Raw genomic sequence first — 21,518 nt, forward strand, 5'->3', positions numbered from 1 at the left:
AGAGTCTAGCGTTAATGCCAGGCGGATCAAAGATGAAGCCGTGCGAATGCTACGCTCGAAATGGCCTTATAGGCTAACATGGAGTAATAATGCGCAAACCCTAAAGCTGGTGCTTAATGACCCCCACTCGAACATTGGTATTGGCCTCAGTAGCGGCGGTTATCGCAACCCCGTTTCATCCACTGTTTGCCGCAGATAGCACACTCGACACCCTTGCCGACGCATACCGGGTGAAACTGGGACCAACAGCAGGAAATTTGCCCTACTTTGTCGCGCAACCCCAGGTGATCACGCCAGATAGCGTCTTAATCGTGCTGCACGGACATCCCAGAGATGCGGGGAAAACCCTGGCCGCCGCGGTAAAAGCGGCTCAACTTGCAGGCAAAACCGGCCAGGCGCTGTTGGTCGCCCCGCTGTTCCCGGTCAGTAATGCTCAGTCCGCACGCTGCCATTCTCCCGGCGTTCCGCAAGCGCAGGCCGGGGACGCGCTGTGGAGTTGCAGTTCCTGGATCGAAGGCGGTTTGGACAACCAGGGAAGAACCAGCTCGTTTGCCGCGCTTGATCGCCTGGTTGCCGAATTGAAAGTAAAATGGCCGCAGATACGCTGGGTCACCGTTGCAGGGTTTTCCGCCGGTGCACAGTTTGTACAGCACTATGTCGGTTTCGCCAATCCGCCGCCCGGCGTAAAACTGCGCTTTGTGATATCCGACCCCGGCAGTTGGCTCTATTTTGACAGTCACCGACCGCGGCCGGTAAACAACGATCACCCTGTCGATTGGCGCGACTGTGATTCAACAGGGGGCTGCATCTTCGATTGGGTTGAGGTTAACAGTGACGCCTGCCCGAGCGTCAATCGTTGGAAATACGGCATTGAGGCTATTCCGAGCTACCTCGACCAACAGACTGAATCAGTACGCCAACGCTATGCCACGGCGAATATCACCTACATGGTTGGCGCAAAGGACAGCGGCGACGCGCCAGGAAGCTTCTACAAAATACTCGACAAATCTTGTGCGGCACAGGCGCAAGGCCCCGATCGTCTACAACGCGGCATCGCCTATGCGGCTTACGATCGACGTTTTATTGCCCCGCGCGCCAAACGTGATTTAGCGATCGTTCCCGACTGTGCACATGACGTGTCCTGCGTATTTCCCTCACCCATTGGGCGTCAGGTATTATTTAACAAAAATGCAGACTAATAATAACGGAGATGAAATAAAACCCGGCCGATAAATGCAGATATCGTGGAATAAAGCGCTGGCTATCGCGCCATTATTATGACTTAACATATTCACAGCAATCTTAATTCATAATGACAATAAAAAATTAACAAAAAGCTGTTCCAGCTCAAATTTGAGAGGCATATACTTCCCTCACTACGAGGAGGTAGTTATGTTACGCGACCATTTAAAATTAAACGACAGCGATACGCTGGAGAAAATCCGCAGCGTTAATTTTCAAAATCAGGGCCAGGAAGAGATCAGCGAGTTTATCGTTAAGAATGCCAGCGGTGCGCAGGTTGGCAAGGTGTCGGTACACGATCACCTCAGCACCCGGCGCTCATACCCAACCAGCTATCGCATTACCCAAACGGACATGAGCGGCCGCATCCTAGTTGATGCCATGCGGGACAGCTTATAAAGCATAAATAACGACCGGTTTTACCCACTATTCATTGCCGAATATAAAGGCCGCTCCGGTTATTTCAACGGACAGCATCGCCCTGGCTGATATAAGCCATTGGGGTTTGTTTTATTATTCGACAAATATTCATAACCAGGCCCCGAATTAACGGAGCCTGGTTAAATGCAGTTATTAATGCTTGATAATATACATCGTCTGGCTGTAGGCCACGTCTTCCGGATTGGTGATCGGGTAACCTTTTACCCAAGGCTTGATCAGACGGCCATTGGTGTATTGGTAAATCGGCGCGATCGGCGCCTGTTCCGCGATGATCTGCTCCAGTTTGTTGTAATCCGCCGTCAGGGCCGCGGCGCTGGTTTCACGGCTGGCCTGCGCCAACAGCTTGTCGTAATCCGCGCTCTTGAATTTGGCGATGTTGCCGCTGTGGGTGGAGCTCAACAACGACAGGAAGGTCGAAGCTTCATTGTAATCGCCCACCCAGGAAGCGCGCACCACGTCGAAATTGCCGGTGTTACGGCTGTCGATATAAGTTTTCCATTCCTGATTCTGCAACTTAACGTCGATCCCAAGGGTTTTCTTCCACATTGAGGCCACGGCGATGGCTATTTTCTGGTGGCTTTCTGAAGTGTTATACAACAGCGTCAGCTTCAAAGGGTTATTAGGGCCATAGCCGGCCGCCTGCATCAGCGCCTTGGCCTGGGCATCCAGTTCGGCCTGCGGCTGCTGTTGCAACAGACTCACTTCCGGTTTAAACCCTGCGGTCACATCCGGCGTAAAGTGATAAGCAGGTTTCTCACCGGTGCCTAACACTTTTTCGGCGATAATTTTGCGATCGATCGCGTAAGACAGCGCCTTGCGCACCCGCACATCGTTGGTCGGCGCCCGTTGGGTGTTGAAAGCATAATAATAGGTGCCGAGTTGGTCCGGGGTATACACCTGATCCGGAATGTCTTTCAGCAGTTTTTGGTACATGTTTTTAGGGAAGGATTCGGTGATATCGATATCGCCGGCCAGGTAGCGTTTAGTGGCGTTAGACTCCTGGTTGATTGGCACAAAGGTCACTTTGGTCAAAACGGTATGCGCATGATCCCAATAGTGTTCGTTGGGCGTCAGCACCAGTTTCTCGTTGACCACCCGCTCCTGTAGCTTATACGCACCGTTGCCCACCAGATTGCCGACTTTTGTCCAGTCATTGCCAAATTTCTCCACCACCGCCTTGTTCGCCGGGAACAGGCTGAAGTTGGCTGTCAGGCTGACAAAATAGGGTACCGGCTTATTCAACTGTACTTTTAAGGTGTAATCATCCAGCGCCGTTACGCCCAGCTTGTCCGCTGGCAATTTACCGGTAATGATCTCATCGGCATTCTGGATACCTGCCAGTTGAGCAAACCAGGCAAAGGGAGACAGACTTTTTGGTTCGACCAGGCGTTGCCAGCTATAGACAAAGTCTTTTGCCGTGACAGGGTCACCGTTAGACCAGCGTGCGTCCTTACGTAGTGTGAAAATATAGGTTTGGTTATCCGTGGTTTGCCAACGGGTGGCAACGCCAGGGATCACTTTGCCGTTGGCATCCTGATTCACCAAACCTTCAAACAGATCGCGCGCCAATTGTGCCTCCGGCAGCCCGACCGCCTTGATGGGATCGAGCGAAGCAGGCTCATCTTTGATATGGCGAACAATTTCCTGCTTTTCCGCCAGAGTGGTACCCGGGGGAACCTGCGCCGCCATTGCGCTGCTCAATCCTGCGCCGATCGCTACCGCACACAGCGCCAAACGAAAACCCTGTTGAATTATTTTTCTCGTCATTCTGATTTATCCCCGTTAACCATCTGAATTTTTTATCTTATAGCACAAGATTAGTCTCACCTAGAGTTCCAGGCGGACAAGATGTAAAAACTGGGGGCCAGGCAATAAAAAATGCCCGTACGACGAAGTCGACACGGGCATTTTGATCTCGACGAAGATTATTCGTAAAGATGGATGCTGTTGATACGGTAGCTGAATTCTTCGCCCTCTTCTTCATCGAAGATAGTGAAGAAGCCTTTCTCCACCAGCGGCTTGGCATGGATATCGGTCTTTTGCATCTGACGTGACTCGGCATCGTCATAGCCATAGTCCAGATAGAAGCTGTTTTTTTGATAGTCGACGTGCAGGGTAAACGGATAGTTGGACTCATCGCCGCGCCCGTCGTCGTTTTTCACCACGCCGAACCATTCACCCTGGCGGATTTGGTTTTCCTCGTCCACGCCGCACAGCAGCGTGATGGTATCTTTTTCATTTTCGCTATAGCTGGCAATAATTCTGGCTACTGGCATGTTAAATCCCCTGTTTGGTTATTGGGTTAGCTTTGCCGATAGTATAACAACAGCGAATTGACCGGCGGGGTTTTATTGTTACCTACGCTAACGCACAGTTCACATAACGCGCGATAGCTGAACAATAGCTCTGGGAAAGTGCAGCTAAAGCGTAATACACTGAATAAAATGATAATCACTCTCGACCTTTAAATCAGGGAACGCATCATGATCCAGCATCGACCGCGCAGTGAACGTGGCCAATTGGCCGTTGCAGGAGAGAATTACGGCAGTTCGCTGCTGGGCGCACCGCTGCTCTATTTCCCGGCGGCCATCAGTAGCCCAGATACCGGGCTGATCATCGCCGGTACGCACGGCGACGAAGGTGCCGCTATTGTCACGCTGTCCTGTGCGCTGCGCAGCATCGCCCCCAATCAGTTGCGTCACCATGTGGTGCTGGCCGTCAACCCGGACGGCTGCCAACTGGGGCTGCGCGCCAATGCCAACGGGGTCGACCTGAACCGCAATTTCCCGGCGGCCAACTGGCGCTCTGGCGACACGGTTTATCGCTGGAACAGCGCGGCGGAGGCTCGGGACGTTAAGCTTTCGACCGGTGGCCGTCCGGGTTCCGAGCCGGAGACCCAGGCGCTGTGCCACCTGATCCATCGGCTGAAACCTCGCTGGGTAGTCTCCTTCCACGAACCCTTGGCCTGTATTGAAGACCCTGCCAGCTCTCAGCTTGGCGTCTGGCTTTCGCACAAATTTGCCCTGCCGCTGGTCACCAGCGTCGGTTACGAGACGCCGGGATCGTTCGGCAGTTGGTGCGCCGATCTGTCGCTGCCCTGCATTACCGCAGAGTTCCCACCAATCTCTGCCGATGCCGCCAGCGAAAGCTACCTCGACGCCATGGTAGAACTACTGACCTACCCGGATTGAGTCGGTTACGGGGCGAGGTTGATCGCCCCACATTCGAAATCCAGACCCGGTTCAACGTCCTTCGCCAGCCAGGTTGGCCCGTCCAAATCGACGAATCGCGCCCCCGGAGCCAAGGGTAACGCCGCGCCGATCGCTCGAGAAGTGCAGAGCATGCAGCCCAGCATGATGGCGAACCCTTGCTCTCGCGCCAATGCCGCCAACGCCAACCCTTCCGTCAGACCGCCGGTCTTGTCCAGCTTGATATTGACCATCTGATAGCGTCCGGCCAACCGCGGTAGATCGCTACGCGTGTGGCAGCTCTCATCGGCGCAAATCGGTAACGGGTGGATAAAGTTTTCCAGCGCGCTGTCGTCCTTCGCCGGCAGCGGTTGCTCCAGCATCGCCACGTCCAGATCCGCCAACAGCTGACAACGTGCCGCCAACCCCTCCGCCTGCCAGGACTCATTGGCGTCGACGATCAAGGTGGCCGTCGGCACTGCCGCACGGATCGCCACCAGTCGTTCACTGATCAGGTGATTATCCAGCTTGATTTTCAACAGACTGGCCCCCTGTTGCTCAAGCTCACGCGCGGCGAACGCCATCGCCTCCGGCGAGCCGATGCTGACGGTTTGCGCCATCACAATGCGTTCCGGCTCTATGACTGCGCTGCGTTGCCACAGGCTCTGGCCGTTCAGGCGACATTCCAGATCCCACAATGCAGAATCCACCGCATTACGCGCTGCGCCTGCCGGCATAAGCCGCTGCAGTTGCTCCCGCGTCACGCCCTGCTCCACAGCCGTTGCCACTTCAGCCAGCTGCGCCATCACCGAGGCTTCACTTTCGCCGTAACGCGCATATGGCGTACATTCGCCGCTGGCACGCACGCCCTGCTGTTCAATTTCGACCACCACGACCTTGGCTTCGGTACGGCTACCGCGAGCTATCACAAAGGCAGTATGCAGCGGCCAGGCTTCTGGGTAAAAACGCATGCTTCTCATAACGGCTCCTGAGGCGAAAATTGCGCATAAACAAGGGCGACCAGAAGGATAAATTCTGGACACAACCTAATATATACAACTATTTAGCAAACTTTATATATCCAACCCGCAATTGTTGACATAAACTGATGCCAGGGTGTGAACCTAATGTTAAGCGCGGCGTAAAGTCCCTTTTCATTAGGCTCATGCCCTTTGTATAAACACCTGTAAAAGGAATCAAGCTAATGACTCAGACAGTACATTTTCAAGGCAACCCGGTTAGCGTTGCAGGCCATCTGCCACAGTCCGGCGAACAAGCCAAAGCCTTCTCTCTGGTTGCCAAAGACCTGTCAGATGTGGCGCTGAGCAGCTTCGCGGGTCAACGCAAAGTTCTGAACATTTTCCCAAGCATCGATACCGGCGTTTGTGCGACTTCAGTGCGTAAATTCAACCAGTTGGCCAGCGGCCTGGATAACACCGTAGTGTTGTGCATTTCATCCGACCTGCCGTTTGCACAGTCACGTTTCTGTGGCGCGGAAGGCCTGAGCAACGTGGTGACCCTGTCCACTCTGCGCGGTGCAGAATTCAAACAAGCCTACGGCGTTGAAATCGCCGAGGGCCCACTGGCCGGTCTGACTGCACGTGCGGTCGTGGTGCTGGATGGCCAGGATAACGTGTTGTACAGCGAGCTGGTGAATGAAATCACCAACGAACCAGACTATGACGCGGCGCTGGCTGCATTGAAGTAATGTCATAAGGCCCGCGAATGCCGGGCTCTGATAGCCAAGTATTAAAATGGGCGCCTAAGGCGCCCATTCTTTTTACTCTTCGCTTTCCCCAGCCGGCTTGCGGCTGCTAAGACCATACTCGCGCAGCTTGTTGGCGATCGCGGTATGTGAAACCCCCAGGCGTTTCGCCAGCTTTCGCGTGCTTGGGTAAGTGCGGTACAGCCGCGTCAACACCGAGCGTTCAAAACGCTTGCTGATGTCGTCAAGCGAGCCGTCCAACACTTCATCGCCCAGTGACATTTCAACTTCAAATTCCGGCAGAACGATATCTTGTGGACGAAGTTCGAAACCTTCCGTTTGCGTCAGCGCGCGATAGATGGCGTTCTTCAACTGCCGCACGTTGCCCGGCCAGCCGTATTTGCTGAGGAAGCTGCCCAGATCGTTGGACAATTTCGGCCGCGCAACGCCCTGCTCATCGGCAAAGCGCGCCACGAACAGTTCGGTCAGCGGCATGATGTCCTGCGGACGTTCGCGCAGCGGCGGAAGGGTAATGGTGAGTACGTTAAGGCGATAATACAAGTCCTCACGGAACTCACCGCGTTGCACCAGTTCGGTCAGATTTTTCTGCGTCGCGCAGATCACTCGTACATCGACATGCACTTCGTGTTCTTCGCCAACCCGGCGGAAAGTGCCGTCGTTAATAAAGCGCAGCAGTTTGGTCTGCATGCGCGGCGACATTTCACCGATTTCATCGAGCAATACCGAACCGCCGTGTGCCTGCTCAAAGAAGCCCTTCTTGCCTTCCAGCGCATTGGGGTAAGCGCCCGGCGCATGGCCGAACAGCTCGCTTTCCGCTACGTCGTCCGGCAAAGCGGCACAGTTTAGCGCCAGGAACGGCTGCTTGCCGCGCGGACTGCGCAGGTGACAGGCCCGGGCCAGAATATCTTTACCGGTACCGGTATCCCCGACAATCAACAGTGGCGCATCCAACATCGCCAGCTTGCGCGCCTGATCCAGCACCTGGCGCATTTTCGGGCTGGCGGCGACGATGTGATCAAATTCGGTATCGTCGTTCACCGACAAGTTCTGTAGCTGACGGCCCATGCGCGCCGTGGACTTCAGCATCACAACCGCGCCGACGGTATCTTTCTGCTGGTTTTCGTCTTCCAGATAGATGGGGGTGATATCCATCAGGAAATCCTGACTGCGGATCACCACCCGCTCAGATTGCGGAGTCGCCTGTTCGCTCTCCAGCCAGCGGCTGAAGTTATAACCGCCAATCAACGCAGTGGCGGTCTGGTTGCGGATTTTGTCTTCGCTGAAACCGAACAGCGCCTGAGCCGCCGGGTTAGCCAGCTCGACCTTGCCCTTCATATCTATCGAGAAGACCGGTTCCGGCATCGACTCCAGCAGCGCCCGCAGGGCGCGGTGCTCACGCTCGGACGGCATGAAATTCACGGTGCGTACGTCGGTCACGCCGGCGATGCGGCGGATCTCTGCCATCAAGGCACGGAAGGTGTCAAAATCCAGCTGGGAAAAATTGAGGTAAATGCGGCCGATGGGATCGATTTCGATGCCACGTAAATCTATGCTGCGCAATACCAAAAGATCGAGTAACTCTCGAGTCAGACCGATTCGGTCTTCGCAAAAAACTTCCAAACGCATCAGTATTGGCCTTATCTCTGCAGGTGCGGGGATGACTGGCAATGATGATACTCTCTCACCCCGAACGGTAGAAGCAATCTGTCAGCAAAAGTTGACAGAACTCTGATTTATCGCTGTTGTTGATGTTTTTAAACGCAAGTGAATAACACCATCGGCGTCATTTTAGCTGATCGGCAGAGAGTTATCACAACCGCCAATAAATTTGCAGATAAATATAATGTATTTGCAGGGGGATCGTCTTTCGTCAAGTGAAGGTTACGTATTGGCTTTGCACGGCGTGACAGAGGCAGAAAGGAAGCACGGCGTCCAAATGGACGCCGTGAGGAGATTATTTGGCTTTGCTGTCGCCTTTCTTCATGGTTTCTTTCAGTTGGCCGACCAATTGGCTGCGGAAATCACCCAGTTTGGGTTTCTCACCTTCCAGCCAAGGCAGTGGACGGCACAGCTCCATCGCCTTGATGCCTAGCCGCGCGGTCAGCAAACCGGCACCGATCCCCTGTGCTGCACGGGCAGACAAACGAGCCGCCAGATCTTGCGACATCCAGTCCATCCCCACTTCGCGCACCAGTTCGGACGCACCGGCAAAGGCAATGTTCAACAACACCAGGCGGAATAGCCGCAGACGACTAAAGTAGCCCAGTTCGATGCCATACAGCGCCGCGATGCGGTTGATAAGACGAATATTGCGCCAGGCGATAAACGCCATATCCACCAGCGCCAGCGGGCTGACGGCAATCATTAACGTAGATTCTGCGGCCGAACGGCTGATTTCACGCCTAGCCTGGTTGTCCAGCACCGGCTGCACCAGTTTGGCGTACAGCGCCACCACTTCACGGTCGTTTTGGGTTTCATGCAGCGAGGCCTGCCAGCGCTGCAACGCCGGATGCCCTTGATCCAGACCGGCCTGGCGTGCCAACTTCTCGCAGAACTCCCGCCCTTTGCCCAAACCGTGGCTGTGCAGTAGTTCTCGAGCCACATCTCGCTCTTCAGCACGCTGGCGCAGACGGTATAACCGGCGCCATTCGGTCACCACCGACCCCACACCGGCAAAGACGATCAAGCCACCCGCTACGCCACCGCCCATGGCAATCCAATCCTGCTGGACCCAGGCGGTATGTACCCACTGTACGCCCTGCGCCACCACGCTGACGCCAAACAGCGCCAGCCCGGCAGTGACCATTTTGCGCCACAGGCTGCGTTTGGGTTTCAGGGCCGCATTGATGATGCCTTCGGCGCGCCCCTCTTCGTCTTCCTGCTGCAGCTCCGGCGCCGCCGGGAAAAAGCTTTCCGCCTGCTGTTCGTCGAAAGCGACGTTAGCACGCAGCACGGGCTCCTGCGGCGGTTGCAGCGGTTGTTCAAAATCGATACGCGGTTTTATTGGCTCGCTCATCGCAATTTATCTCCCAGTAGAAACTCCATCACCGCGTCCAGGCGAATATGTGGCAACGGGCTGTCCACGCTCATCGCGCGTGGACGAAACTCATCGAAATGGAAGCCCTGGTTTTGCCAAAACGCCGGCCCAGGCAGGCGCGCCGGCACTTCGCCGGGGAAAACCGTCAGCGGCGCTCCGTCGTTCAGACGATTGCCTTTTAACGCCGGGATGCGCTGCCCCTGATGATCAACGATACCGCTCTCGGTAGCCTGTACTGAGGCCAGCCCAACGCAGTCCATGCTGATGCCTTCAAATGCGGCGTTCTGCCACGCTTCCTGCACCAACTGCTGCAGCAGCGACACCAGATTGGCGTGCTGATCGGCGGTAATATGGTCGGCTTTGGTGGCGGCGAACATCAGCTTGTCGATGGTCGGCGAAAACAACCGGCGAAACAGCGTGCGCTTGCCATAGTGGAAACTCTGCATCAACTGGGTCAGCGCCAGGCGCATGTCGTTAAACGCCTGCGGGCCGCTATTGAGCGGCTGCAAGCAGTCCACCAACACGATTTGGCGGTCGAAACGGACAAAATGCTCTTTATAAAAGTTTTTGACGATCGACTGGCAGTAATAATTGAAACGCGCACGCAGCATGCCGATATTGCTGTGTTTATCCGCCTGCGCCAGCTTCGACTCACCCTGAGCATCCACATTCGGCCACGGGAAAAACTGCAACGCCGGCGCACCGGCCAGATCCCCCGGCAGGACAAAGCGCCCCGGCTGAATAAAGTGCAGCCCTTCACTTTTGCAACGCAGGAGATAGTCGGTGTAGGCCTGGGCGATAGCCGCCAGTTTGTTTTCATCTGCCGGAGCCAGCGGATCGCAGCTTTTGCACAGCGCCAGCCAAGGCTTGGCCCACTCGGCGCGATCGCCCTGCAGCAGGCCGGCCATTTGCCGCGACCAGGCCAGATAGTCCTGTTCCAGCATCGGCAGGTCCAGCAACCACTCGCCGGGATAATCGACGATTTCCAGGTACAGGGTCGACGTGTCTTTGAAATGACGCAGCAGCGAATCGTTGGAGCGGTAACGCAGCGCCAGGCGAATTTCGCTGACGCCACGCGTCGGGGTCGGCCAGCTCGGCGGTGTGCCATACAGCTGCGCCAACCCTTCATCATAGGTAAAACGTTGAATGCCGAGATCGCGCTGCGGAATGCGCTTCACGCCCAGCAGGCGCTCTTCACGCACCGGCGAGAACAGCGGCATGCGCGCACCGCTGTGAACGTGCAGCAATTGGTTGACGAAAGCGGTGATAAAGGCGGTTTTGCCGCTACGGCTCAGACCGGTCACCGCCAGGCGCAGATGGCGATCCATTCCGCGGTTGACCAGCGACGTTAACTCATTTTGCAGTCGTTTCATTGTTCTCCTTGGCATAACGCCCAAATACCTTGTTCAGGCCTTTGCGGAACAGAGGTTCCAGCACCAGCGCCAATACAAAGCGAATCGGTTGGCGACCCACGGTCCGCAGCAGCCAGCCGGCCGCCCCTGCCGGGCCGTAATTCAGCAACGCTATGATGATGACTTTAGACACTGTCTTCAACATTGCACCTGCTCCTCGTTTAAATCCACCGGTTTTAGCGGCGCTTGCGGCATAGGTTTTGTTCATTATCAATGCCCTCCGGCACAGTTCGGGTCAATAAAGGATGATGACGGGTGCAAAGCCTGACCTGCGCACGGCGCAGGCCATAGCATGCGGGGCGGGTTACAGCTTGCGGAAACGGCTCTGTACGCCGAAAGTGTCCGACGTGACGTAACGCTCAACCTGTCGCAGCTGTTGTTCGCCGCTGCCCAGTTGATATTCAAGTTGGTCGAGCAACTGACGCGGCGTTTTTTGCTGTTCGCCGTCAAAACGGCTGGCCGGCGCTTCATCCAACACGAACACCAGCGCGAAATAAGCAATCAGGGTGAAGAAAAACAGCCCGAAGAACATCGATAACACCACGATCACCCGGATCAGGCGTACCGGCACGTCGAAATAATGGGCCAGACCGGCGCAGACGCCCTTCACCATCCCTTCTTCAGGTACGCGATAAAGCTTTTTACTGCCCAGAGTGTTGTTCATCAAGACTGTCTCCAGTTCGGGTGTTCTGCATCGAGGATCTCTTCCAGCGCCTGAATGCGTTCACGCATACGCTTGGCATCTTCTGCCAGCTGTGCCAGACGCTGCATTTCCTGATGGCTCAGTTGAATGCCGTTTTGTTGCCGATTGCTGTAATGCAGCCAAAGCCAAATCGGTGCGACAAACAACACAAAGATTGTCAACGGAATGGCAAGTAATAGAGCACTCATTTCTTTTCCTTCTTAATGCGTCTTTGGTGGGCGGCCACCCTACCGTGGCCGCCCAGGTTATTGACAAAGGGGGATAAAAGCGTGGTTTTTCCCCCTTTGTGTTATCAGCCGAAAATCAATAAATTGATTTTCCTGATTTATTTTCAAAACCTTTATTGCCTTACTCGGAACGATTCATTTTCGCTTTCAGCGCCGCCAACTGCTCGCTGATGGCGTCGTCGGCTTTCAGCTCGGCAAACTCTTGATCCAGAGACTTCTTTTTACCGATGCTGACGCTTTCCGCTTCGGCTTCCATGTGGTCAATGCGACGTTCGAACTGCTCGAAACGCGCCATTGCCTCATCGAGTTTGCCGCTGTCGAGCTGACGACGCACTTCGCGGGAAGACGACGCCGCCTGATGACGCAATGTCAGTGCTTGTTGGCGTGCGCGTGTTTCGGTCAGTTTGTTTTCCAACTCGCCGATTTCGCTTTTCATGCGGGCCAGGGTTTCTTCTACGGTCGAGACTTCATGAGTCAGCGTAGAGATCAGGTCGGCCACTTTTTGTTTTTCGATCAGCGCCGCACGGGCCAGATCTTCTTTATCTTTACGCAGCGCCAGTTCGGCTTTGTCCTGCCAGTCGCTCAGTTGGTTTTCACCCTGCTCGATACGGCGTAACAGCTGCTTTTTCTCCGCCAGCGCACGCGCTGAGGTAGAACGGACTTCGACCAGCGTGTCTTCCATCTCTTGGATCATCAACCGCACCAGTTTTTGCGGATCTTCTGCCTTATCCAGCAGCGTATTGATGTTGGCGTTCACGATGTCGGCAAAACGAGAAAAAATACCCATAATTCACTTCCTCTTGGTTCTGATGGCGTCTGAAGCGCCGCGTTAAATCATGCAGATTGCCCAAAGACTTAATCAAAACCCGTGCCAACTTTTATTTCGTTGAATAATAACGACTATTTATTTTTGACTCTCTGAACGCATCCTGTAGAGTGATTATTTTCACCAAACATTGGCGAATTTCATCATGAGCGAACAGTTAGAAAACCTGCTGGGCGAAGCAAACGCCTTTGTCGAAGTATTGGAGCAAGTCTCGCAACTGGCAAAGTTGAACAAGCCGGTGTTGGTTATTGGTGAGCGCGGAACCGGTAAGGAGTTGATTGCCCACCGTTTACATTACCTCTCCAACCGTTGGCAAGGGCCATTTATCTCGCTTAACTGCGCGGCCCTGAATGAGAACCTGCTGGATTCGGAACTGTTCGGCCACGAGGCCGGAGCTTTTACCGGTGCGCAGAAGCGCCACCTGGGTCGCTTTGAACGTGCCGACGGCGGCACTTTGTTTCTCGATGAACTGGCGACCGCACCGATGCTGGTACAGGAAAAATTGCTGCGGGTGATTGAATACGGCCATCTGGAACGCGTCGGCGGTAGCCAACCGCTGCAGGTCGATGTCCGGCTGGTGTGTGCCACCAACGACGACTTGCCCGCGCTGGCGGCGGCAGGAAAATTCCGCGCCGACCTGCTGGACCGCCTGGCGTTCGACGTGGTGCAGTTGCCGCCGCTGCGCCGGCGCCAGCAAGACATCATGTTGCTGGCCGAACACTTTGCGATCCAGATGTGTCGTGAGCTGTCGTTGCCGCTGTTTCCTGGCTTTACCGAGCGTGCCAGAGATACCCTGCTCGGCTATCACTGGCCAGGCAACGTACGCGAATTGAAAAACGTGGTGGAGCGTTCGGTCTACCGCCACGGCACCAGCGCGGAAGCGCTGGATAACATCGTCATCAACCCGTTCGCCCAGCGGGAAAGTGTGCCATTGCCTGTAGAGGCCGAAGCGCATGATGGCCTGCCGGTACTGCCGCTGGATTTAAAAGCCTGGCAATTGGCGCAGGAGAAGTCTCTGATCGAAGCGGCACTGCAACAGGGAAGGTTTAACCAACGTAAAGCGGCGGAGTTGCTGGGGCTGACCTATCACCAGCTACGCGGCATGCTGAAAAAACATGCGTTACTGCAAAATGGCGAGGCGGACGACGAATAGCGGGCAAAAAAAAAGCCAGCACCCGAGCTGGCTTAAAAAACACTGGAAGCAATGTGAGCAATGTCGTGCCTTCCACAGCAGAACCACAGGGAGTGGCCTTCCGTGAACTGCCAAGCGATGATAATAGTTATCAGTATCATCTGTAAAGCACTTTGTTGAGAATTTTTCTCATTACCACACTGTCATTGTGCAATTACCACTCAGGGAAGGGGTCGGCCATCTCGTGCCAGTAATCCACCCCGGCGGCCATTTCCTCATCGTTTAGCAGGCAAGCGTCCAGCAAACGCGTTATTTTGGCCTGCTGCAGATGCTGGCCGATGAACACCAATTCCTGGCGCATGTCACCGAAAGGCTCCACCCATTTCTCCATAATCTGCGCCCTCGTATCTTCATCTTCCGGCCATCTATCTTGCGCTATGGCGCGCCAGAAGGTGCCTGCCAACCCATAATGAGCAATCCCTCCCGCCTGGCTCCACTGCCCGGCCTGACGCGGGCGCGTCGCCAGCCAAAAGAACCCTTTGGAACGCAGTAGCTTGCCACCGCCCCAGTCACCGTTGATCACCCGGTAGAATTTGTCCGGCGCAAAGGGACGGCGCGCCTGATAAACAAAGCTGCTGATCCCGTAGTTTTCAGTTTCGGGCAGGTGCTCGCCGCGTAGCTCCTTCAACCAGCCCGGCGCCTGCTGCGCTTTGTCGAAGCTGAAACTGTTGGTGTTCAATACCGCCTCCAGCGGCAATTTGCCTGGCGATACGGGCAGAATACGGGCATCCGGATTCAAACTGGCCAGCAGCGCCATCACTTCTCCCTGCTGTTCTGGCGTCAGCAGGTCGGTTTTGCTTACCAGCATCACGTCACAGAACTCGATTTGTTCGATCAACAGATCCGCAACGCTGCGCAGATCGTCTTCGCCCAAGCTTTGACCGGCCTCCTGCAGCGTCTGCGCCTGCTGGTACTGCTGGATAAAATTAACCCCGTCCACCACGGTGACCAAGGTATCCAGCCGCGCAAATTGCGATAGGCTTTCCCCCTGTTCGTCCTCAAAGGTAAAGGTTTCCGCCACCGGCAAAGGTTCGGAAATGCCGCTGGATTCGATCAGCAGGTAATCGAAGCGCCCGGCCTGCGCCAGTTCGCGTACCGAAATCAGCAGGTCTTCGCGCAGCGTGCAGCAGATGCAGCCATTGCTCATCTCCACCAATTTTTCCTGCTGGCGATCGAGCTGGACTTCGTTCTCGACCAGCGCAGCGTCGATGTTGACTTCGCTCATGTCGTTGACGATAACCGCCACGCGCATGCCCTGACGATTGTTCAAAATATGGTTCAATACCGTCGTTTTACCGGCGCCGAGAAAGCCGGAAAGCACGGTTACGGGTAATGGATTCATGGGATTCCTCACTCAAAACTCATTGCGTAATGCCTGGTAACCGCGCACCAGTTCAACGTTGGTGGCGGCGACTTCTTCAGAAAATTGCAGTGCGCCGCGATCGACCTGCCGGTAAAGCGACAGATCGCTGTCGGCGCCGACGCGCTCGGTTGACGGGATATACAGGTTCTGCGGCAACGTCACGCCATCCACCACCGCGTTGTAGCGCACCACGCAGCCGGAACCGATGTGACAGTTGAACAACACGCTGTTGAAACCGATAAACACCCGGTCCTCGATGCAGCACGGCCCATGGACAATGGCGCGATGGGCGATGGAGCTGAAGCGGCCGACGGTAACCGCCGCGCCGCTTTTCGAGTGGATCACCACGCCATCCTGAATATTGGAATGAGAGCCGATCACGATCGGTTCCATATCTCCGGCCGCATTGAGTTCGTCGGCACGGATCACCGCGTACGGCCCAACGTAGACAAAATCCTCGATAATCACCCGGCCGCAGATTATCGCGGTAGGATCGATATAGGCCTGCGGTGAGACCTGCGGCAGGTGTCCACTGGGGTTTTTACGCAGCATCCTGATCCTCCCGCCAGCTCAACTCCGCCACGGCATTGTGGGCATGCAGGCTTTCCTGATGTTCGACCCGCAGCGAAAAGGCGCGGTGGCTGCACTGGCTGCGCAGCATTCGGTACAGGCGGCGAGCGGCATCTTCGCAGAACATCAGGTTCTGGCCGTTAGCCAGGGCAAACGCCTGCTCGTCACCGCGTTTCACCAGCGTCTGCAACGGCGTGCCGAGCGCGTGCTCAATACGATCTATCAGGTTGACCACCGGCAATGCCGTTTCGCGCTCATTGAGCGTCACCGTCACCCAGGCCCAGCTACGCTGACTGTGAGGCGTCCCCGGCATGCCGTGATCGCCCAGCCAGTCGATGACCTGCTGCTGGTCGACCTTTTGCGCCGAATGTTCGAAATCAAACTGAAACTGCTGCTGCGCCAATTGACGACTGAGCGCCGCCGAACTCGGACAAGTGGACGAATAGGGCACGCCCACCGTCAGCGTCAGGGTGAGTGTGCTTGCCAGCGAGGCACTAATTTCCAGCGGGTAGGCTTTCCAGCCCCGGTGTGGCGAAAGCAGCGCCGGACGCGACAACAGCAGCTCACCGCTGATGTGCAGGCTGGCGCGGTCGCTGTTTTCCGGCTGCGATGCCAAAAAAGCGTGCAGTTGATCGGCAATGCGTTGCGGCGTCAGTTCGCCCTGGGTTAACTCATCCAGCGCCAGATACAGCCGCGACATGTGTATACCCCGCGCACCTTGGCTGCCGGCGCGCAAATTGATCCCGGCGTTGACCCTTGCCATCAACGGCTTTCCAGCCAACTCCAGCGGCAACGCTATCCCTTGCATCCCGACCCAATCGAGCCCGACATCACTCATTGCGCCCTGCCAGGCCTGCGCGTCCGGCAGCGGCTGGCGTGGTGGAAGTGCAACCTTGTTCATACATCCCCTTGCTGTTATCAGTACATTGCCAGGGAACGGTAACATGATTTTGTTATGTTATAACATATCAATTGTAACTTTTTTGTCTGAAGTGCCGAATTGTTCAATCAAGTAGCAGAAAACTCAGCCATTTTGCTCAATGGATTGGGCTGTTCGCCAGAGTGCGATACACTAATGCTATTGCTTATTAACCCATGAAGCCTCTATGCGTGGTTTACCCCTTTGGATATTGTCACTGAGCTGCCTTGCCGGCAGCGCTCTGGCCTCCACACCCCCTGCGCCCACCGCGGCATCGCCATTGCCGGACATCCGCCAAAGCGGCTTTGTCTATTGCGTCAGCGGCATACTGAACACCTTCAACCCGCAGATGGCCAGCAGCGGCCTGACGGTCGATACCCTGGCCGCACAGCTTTATGACCGCTTGCTGGACGTCGATCCGTACACCTACCGGCTGATCCCCGAATTGGCGCAAAGCTGGGAAGTGCTGGATAACGGGGCCACTTACCGGTTTCACCTGCGCAAAGACGTGCCGTTCCAGACTACCGACTGGTTCAAACCGACCCGCAAGCTGAATGCCGACGACGTGGTCTTCAGCTTCGAGCGCGTGTTTAACCAAAAGCACCCCTACCATGACGTCAACGGCGGCGAGTACCCTTATTTCGACAGTTTGCAATTTGGCGACTCTGTGCAAAGCGTGAAGAAGCTGGACGAGTACACGGTGGAGATCCGCCTGCAAGCGCCGGACGCCTCATTCTTGTGGCACATCGCCACCCACTATGCGCCGGTATTGTCGGCAGAATACGCAGACGATCTGACGCGTGAAGGCCGTCAGGAGATGATTGACCGCGAACCGGTCGGTACCGGGCCGTTCATGCTCAATGAATATCGCTCAGGACAATATATCCGCCTGGCGCGCAACGATGTTTACTGGAAAGGTAAACCGCGTATGCCGCAGGTGGTGATCGATCTGGGCGCCGGCGGTACCGGACGGCTATCGAAATTGCTGACCGGCGAGTGCGACGTGCTGGCCTATCCCGCCGCCAGCCAGCTTTCAATTCTGCGCGATGACCCGCGCTTGCGGCTAACGCTGCGCCCTGGCATGAACATCGCCTATCTGGCGTTTAACACCCGCAAACCGCCGCTGAACGATTTGAACGTCCGTCAGGCGATTTCGCTGGCGATCAACAACCAGCGTCTGATGCAGTCGATTTACTATGGCACCGCGGAAACCGCCGCCTCCATATTGCCGCGCGCCTCCTGGGCCTACGACAATGAAGCGCACGTTACCGAATTCAATCCGGCCAAATCGCGCGAAATGCTCAAGCAAGCGGGTATTGAGTCGCTGAACCTGCGCCTGTGGGTACCGACTGCCTCGCAATCCTACAACCCCAGTCCGTTAAAAACCGCCGAGCTGATCCAGGCCGACTTGGCTCAGGTCGGCATTAACGTGACCATAGTGCCGGTCGAAGGCCGTTTCCAGGAGGCGCGGCTGATGGAGATGAATCACGATCTGACCCTCACCGGCTGGGCCACCGACAGTAACGATCCGGACAGCTTCTTCCGGCCGCTGCTGAGCTGCGCGGCCATCCGCTCGCAAACCAACTATGCTCACTGGTGTGACCCGGCGTTTGACGAAGTGCTGCAAAATGCCCTGCTGTCACAACAGCTGGCGCAGCGCATCGAAAACTATCAGAAGGCACAGAAAATTCTTGAGCAGCAGTTGCCGGTGTTGCCGCTGGCGTCTTCATTGCGCCTGCAGGCCTACCGTTACGACATAAAAGGACTGGTACTGAGCCCGTTCGGCAATGCGTCCTTTGCCGGGGTGTACCGTGAGTCTGCGGAGGGGCCGAAAAAGTGATTATCTTTACCTTACGCCGTTTCTTGCTGTTGCTGATCACCTTGTTCTTCCTGACATTGGTCAGCTTTAGCCTCAGCTATTTCACACCGCGGGCACCGCTGAACGGCGCTGCCCTGCTGGATGCCTACCAGTTTTACTTTGTCAGCCTGCTGCACTGGGATTTTGGCGTCTCCAGCATTAATGGTCAGGCAATCAGCGAACAGCTGCGCGAAGTGTTTCCTGCCACTATGGAGCTGTGCCTGCTCGCCTTCACTCTTGCTCTGTTTATCGGCATTCCTCTGGGCATTATTGCCGGCGTGATGCGTGGCAAATGGCAGGACACCGCTATCAGCACCTTTGCGCTGTTGGGCTTTTCGATGCCGGTTTTCTGGCTGGCACTGCTGCTGATGCTGTTTTTCTCGCTGCACCTCGGCTGGCTGCCGGTCTCCGGACGTTTCGATCTGCTGTATCAGGTCAAGCCCATTACCGGCTTTGCCCTGATTGACGCCTGGCTGTCCGATTCACCCTACCGCACGGAAATGATCGGCAGCGCGCTGCGCCATATGATTTTGCCGATTACCGCACTGGCGGTAGCGCCAACCACCGAGGTGGTGCGTTTGATGCGTATCAGCACCGACGACGTGCTCAATCAGAACTACATCAAAGCCGCCGCAACCCGCGGCTTATCCCGTTTCACCATTATCCGCCGCCACGTGCTGCACAATGCGTTGCCGCCTATCGTGCCCAAGCTGGGGTTGCAGTTTTCCACCATGCTGACGCTGGCGATGATCACCGAAATGGTGTTCAGTTGGCCGGGCCTCGGGCGTTGGATGATCAATGCCATTCGCCAGCAGGATTATGCGGCGATCTCCGCGGGCGTTATGGTGGTCGGCACGCTGGTGATCACCATTAACGTCCTGGCCGATATTTTAGGCGCTGCCACCAACCCACTGAAACATAAGGAATGGTATGCCCTTAGATAACGTATACCGCGAAAAGAAAATGCCGAGCCCGCTGCTGTATACCTGGCGGATTTTTTACGGCGATGCGCTGGCGATGATCGGCTTCTACGGCGTGATAGCGCTGCTGCTGCTTTCCGTGTTCGGCAGCCTGCTGGCCCCTTATGCGCTCGATCAACAGTTCCTGGGTTATCAACTGTTGCCGCCTTCCTGGTCACGTTACGGCAACGTTTCCTTCTTCCTGGGCACCGACGATCTTGGCCGCGACATTCTCAGCCGCCTGCTGACCGGCACCGCCGCCACCTTCGGTTCCGCATTGCTGGTTACCGTTGCCGCCGCCTTTGTCGGGGTGATCCTCGGGGTGTTTGCCGGGGTAACCCGCGGCCTGCGCTCGGCGGTGCTCAATCATATTCTCGACACCCTGCTCTCCATCCCTTCGCTGCTGCTGGCGATCGTGGTGGTGGCGTTCCTTGGGCCAAAACTCGAGCACGCCATGCTGGCCGTCTGGCTGGCGCTGTTGCCTCGCATGGTGCGCACTATCTACAGCGCAGTGCATGACGAGTTGGAAAAAGAATATGTGGTGGCGGTGCGTCTCGATGGCGCGTCAACCTTGCAAATACTGTGGTACGCCGTGATGCCCAACATTGTGGCGGTGCTGGTGACGGAGTTCACCCGAGCGCTGTCGATGGCGATCCTGGACATTGCCGCCCTCGGCTTCCTCGATCTTGGCGCACAGCTGCCGTCTCCTGAATGGGGCGCCATGCTCGGCGATTCGCTGGAGCTGGTGTATGTCGCCCCCTGGACGGTGATGCTGCCCGGCGCGGCAATCCTGGTCAGCGTGTTGCTGGTTAACCTGTTGGGCGACGGTATGCGCCGCGCAATCAATACGGGGGTGGAATAATGCCATTACTTGATATCCGCAACCTGACGATTGAATTTATGACCGCCGAAGGCCCGGTAAAGGCAGTCGATCGCGTCAGCATGACCCTGAGTGAGGGGGAAGTCCGCGGCCTGGTGGGCGAGTCCGGTTCCGGTAAAAGCCTGATCGCCAAAGCGATCTGCGGCGTCACCAAAGACAACTGGCGCGTCACCGCCGACCGTTTCCGTTTCGATGATATCGACCTGTTGCAGCTAACACCGCGTGAACGACGCAAGCTGGTCGGGCATAACGTGTCGATGATTTTCCAGGAGCCACAATCCTGTCTGGATCCTTCCGAAAGCATCGGCCGTCAGCTGGTGCAGGCCATTCCGGGTTGGACCTACAAAGGCCGCTGGTGGCAGCGCTTTAACTGGCGCAAACGCCGCGCCATAGAGCTGCTGCACCGCGTGGGCATCAAGGATCACAAAGACATCATGGGCAGCTTTCCTTATGAGCTGACCGACGGTGAGTGCCAGAAAGTGATGATCGCCATCGCCCTGGCCAATCAGCCGCGCCTGCTGATCGCCGATGAACCGACCAACGCCATGGAACCGACCACTCAGGCGCAGATTTTCCGTCTGCTGGCGCGTTTGAACCAAAACAACAACACCACCATTTTGCTGATCAGCCACGATCTGCAAATGATGAGCAAATGGGCCGATCGGGTCAACGTGTTGTACTGCGGGCAGACGGTAGAAAGCGCTCAGTGCGAAGACCTGCTGGCCGCACCGCACCACCCTTACACTCAGGCGCTGATCCGCGCAATGCCGGACTTTGGCCGCGCATTGCCGCATAAAAGCCGCCTCAATACCCTGCCGGGAGCCATTCCGTCGCTGGAGCATTTGCCGATAGGTTGTCGGCTGGGGCCGCGCTGCCCCTATGCGCAGAAGAAATGCATTGAGACACCTCGCCTGCGTCCGGTGAAAAACCACCTGTTCGCCTGTCACTTCCCACTGAACATGGAGGAGCAATAAC

The 21,518-nt window shown here is 56.1% G+C and carries 22 protein-coding genes; 9 read left to right on the forward strand and 13 right to left on the reverse strand.

What is annotated here, in order from left to right; translation table 11 throughout:
* Positions 1-116 precede the first annotated feature (116 nt).
* The gene (locus tag M495_RS12785; protein WP_041414586.1) at positions 117-1,199 is read left to right on the forward strand and encodes a hypothetical protein; all 1,083 of its coding nucleotides are present in this window, start codon (positions 117-119) and stop codon (positions 1,197-1,199) included.
* A 193-nt stretch (positions 1,200-1,392) separates the two neighbouring features.
* The gene (locus M495_RS12790) at positions 1,393-1,641 is read left to right on the forward strand and encodes a hypothetical protein (RefSeq protein WP_020827088.1); all 249 of its coding nucleotides are present in this window, start codon (positions 1,393-1,395) and stop codon (positions 1,639-1,641) included.
* Between the two features lie 174 nt (positions 1,642-1,815).
* Here M495_RS12790 and M495_RS12795 read toward each other — a convergent pair whose 3' ends face one another.
* Together M495_RS12795 and M495_RS12800 are read right to left on the reverse strand one after the other, a co-directional pair.
* Positions 1,816-3,450 carry a peptide ABC transporter substrate-binding protein gene (locus M495_RS12795; RefSeq protein ID WP_041414588.1) on the reverse strand — a complete coding sequence of 545 codons (1,635 nt, stop codon included), beginning with the start codon at positions 3,448-3,450 and terminating at the stop codon, positions 1,816-1,818.
* A 158-nt stretch (positions 3,451-3,608) separates the two neighbouring features.
* Entirely contained in the window at positions 3,609-3,959 is a 351-nt protein-coding gene (locus tag M495_RS12800; protein WP_020827090.1) for a hypothetical protein, read from the reverse strand.
* A gap of 207 nt (positions 3,960-4,166) precedes the next feature.
* On the opposite strand from M495_RS12800, the gene mpaA reads away from it, so the two are divergent.
* Positions 4,167-4,874: a murein tripeptide amidase MpaA gene (gene mpaA / locus M495_RS12805; RefSeq protein ID WP_020827091.1), complete on the forward strand. Its 708-nt coding sequence runs from the start codon at positions 4,167-4,169 to the stop codon at positions 4,872-4,874.
* Between the two features lie 5 nt (positions 4,875-4,879).
* Here mpaA and ycjG read toward each other — a convergent pair whose 3' ends face one another.
* Entirely contained in the window at positions 4,880-5,851 is a 972-nt protein-coding gene (gene ycjG / locus M495_RS12810; protein ID WP_041414590.1) for an L-Ala-D/L-Glu epimerase, read from the reverse strand.
* Between the two features lie 224 nt (positions 5,852-6,075).
* Between ycjG and tpx the strand changes: the two genes are divergently transcribed.
* On the forward strand, positions 6,076-6,579 hold the full coding sequence (gene tpx, locus M495_RS12815) for a thiol peroxidase (protein WP_020827093.1): 504 nt from the start codon (positions 6,076-6,078) through the stop codon (positions 6,577-6,579).
* Between the two features lie 72 nt (positions 6,580-6,651).
* Here the strand turns inward: tpx and tyrR are convergent, their stop codons facing one another.
* From tyrR to pspA, 7 genes are all read right to left on the reverse strand, one after another.
* On the reverse strand, positions 6,652-8,223 hold the full coding sequence (gene tyrR / locus M495_RS12820; protein WP_020827094.1) for a transcriptional regulator TyrR: 1,572 nt from the start codon (positions 8,221-8,223) through the stop codon (positions 6,652-6,654).
* Between the two features lie 328 nt (positions 8,224-8,551).
* Positions 8,552-9,613 carry a YcjF family protein gene (locus tag M495_RS12825; protein WP_020827095.1) on the reverse strand — a complete coding sequence of 354 codons (1,062 nt, stop codon included), beginning with the start codon at positions 9,611-9,613 and terminating at the stop codon, positions 8,552-8,554.
* Positions 9,610-11,007 (reverse strand): YcjX family GTP-binding protein, encoded by a 1,398-nt coding sequence (locus M495_RS12830; protein WP_020827096.1) that lies wholly within the window; start codon positions 11,005-11,007, stop codon positions 9,610-9,612. The genes M495_RS12825 and M495_RS12830 overlap by 4 nt, the downstream gene beginning before the upstream one ends.
* Positions 10,988-11,254, reverse strand: coding sequence for a phage shock protein PspD (gene pspD, locus M495_RS12835; RefSeq protein ID WP_020827097.1), 267 nt, complete (start codon positions 11,252-11,254; stop codon positions 10,988-10,990). Before pspD ends, M495_RS12830 begins: the two co-directional genes overlap by 20 nt.
* Positions 11,255-11,350: 96 nt before the next feature.
* Complete coding sequence (gene pspC, locus M495_RS12840; protein ID WP_020827098.1) at positions 11,351-11,710, reverse strand: envelope stress response membrane protein PspC; 360 nt, start codon at positions 11,708-11,710, stop codon at positions 11,351-11,353.
* Positions 11,710-11,937: an envelope stress response membrane protein PspB gene (gene pspB, locus M495_RS12845; RefSeq protein ID WP_012145351.1), complete on the reverse strand. Its 228-nt coding sequence runs from the start codon at positions 11,935-11,937 to the stop codon at positions 11,710-11,712. Before pspB ends, pspC begins: the two co-directional genes overlap by 1 nt.
* 160 nt (positions 11,938-12,097) lie before the next feature.
* Positions 12,098-12,763 (reverse strand): phage shock protein PspA, encoded by a 666-nt coding sequence (gene pspA / locus M495_RS12850; RefSeq protein WP_020827099.1) that lies wholly within the window; start codon positions 12,761-12,763, stop codon positions 12,098-12,100.
* A gap of 184 nt (positions 12,764-12,947) precedes the next feature.
* Here pspA and pspF point away from each other — a divergent pair, with 184 nt between their 5' ends.
* Positions 12,948-13,955 carry a phage shock protein operon transcriptional activator gene (pspF, locus tag M495_RS12855; RefSeq protein ID WP_020827100.1) on the forward strand — a complete coding sequence of 336 codons (1,008 nt, stop codon included), beginning with the start codon at positions 12,948-12,950 and terminating at the stop codon, positions 13,953-13,955.
* A 193-nt stretch (positions 13,956-14,148) separates the two neighbouring features.
* On the opposite strand, the gene zigA is transcribed toward pspF, so the two are convergent.
* Genes zigA through folE2 form a run of 3 tightly spaced genes read right to left on the reverse strand, consistent with a single transcriptional unit; the run spans position 14,149 to position 16,828 of the window.
* On the reverse strand, positions 14,149-15,336 hold the full coding sequence (gene zigA / locus M495_RS12860) for a zinc metallochaperone GTPase ZigA (protein ID WP_020827101.1): 1,188 nt from the start codon (positions 15,334-15,336) through the stop codon (positions 14,149-14,151).
* 12 nt (positions 15,337-15,348) lie between these two features.
* Complete coding sequence (locus M495_RS12865; RefSeq protein ID WP_020827102.1) at positions 15,349-15,909, reverse strand: LbetaH domain-containing protein; 561 nt, start codon at positions 15,907-15,909, stop codon at positions 15,349-15,351.
* Positions 15,899-16,828: a GTP cyclohydrolase FolE2 gene (gene folE2 / locus M495_RS12870; protein WP_020827103.1), complete on the reverse strand. Its 930-nt coding sequence runs from the start codon at positions 16,826-16,828 to the stop codon at positions 15,899-15,901. Before folE2 ends, M495_RS12865 begins: the two co-directional genes overlap by 11 nt.
* Before the next feature lie 205 nt (positions 16,829-17,033).
* On the opposite strand from folE2, the gene sapA reads away from it, so the two are divergent.
* Genes sapA through sapD form a run of 4 tightly spaced genes read left to right on the forward strand, consistent with a single transcriptional unit; the run spans position 17,034 to position 21,517 of the window.
* On the forward strand, positions 17,034-18,686 hold the full coding sequence (sapA, locus tag M495_RS12875) for an ABC transporter substrate-binding protein SapA (protein WP_020827104.1): 1,653 nt from the start codon (positions 17,034-17,036) through the stop codon (positions 18,684-18,686).
* On the forward strand, positions 18,683-19,648 hold the full coding sequence (sapB, locus tag M495_RS12880) for a putrescine export ABC transporter permease SapB (protein WP_020827105.1): 966 nt from the start codon (positions 18,683-18,685) through the stop codon (positions 19,646-19,648). Before sapA ends, sapB begins: the two co-directional genes overlap by 4 nt.
* Positions 19,635-20,525 (forward strand): putrescine export ABC transporter permease SapC, encoded by an 891-nt coding sequence (gene sapC, locus M495_RS12885; RefSeq protein WP_020827106.1) that lies wholly within the window; start codon positions 19,635-19,637, stop codon positions 20,523-20,525. Before sapB ends, sapC begins: the two co-directional genes overlap by 14 nt.
* Entirely contained in the window at positions 20,525-21,517 is a 993-nt protein-coding gene (gene sapD, locus M495_RS12890; protein ID WP_020827107.1) for a putrescine export ABC transporter ATP-binding protein SapD, read from the forward strand. Before sapC ends, sapD begins: the two co-directional genes overlap by 1 nt.
* Position 21,518 lies beyond the last annotated feature (1 nt).

Source organism: Serratia liquefaciens ATCC 27592, from assembly GCF_000422085.1.
GTDB classification, from domain to species: Bacteria; Pseudomonadota; Gammaproteobacteria; order Enterobacterales; family Enterobacteriaceae; genus Serratia; species Serratia liquefaciens.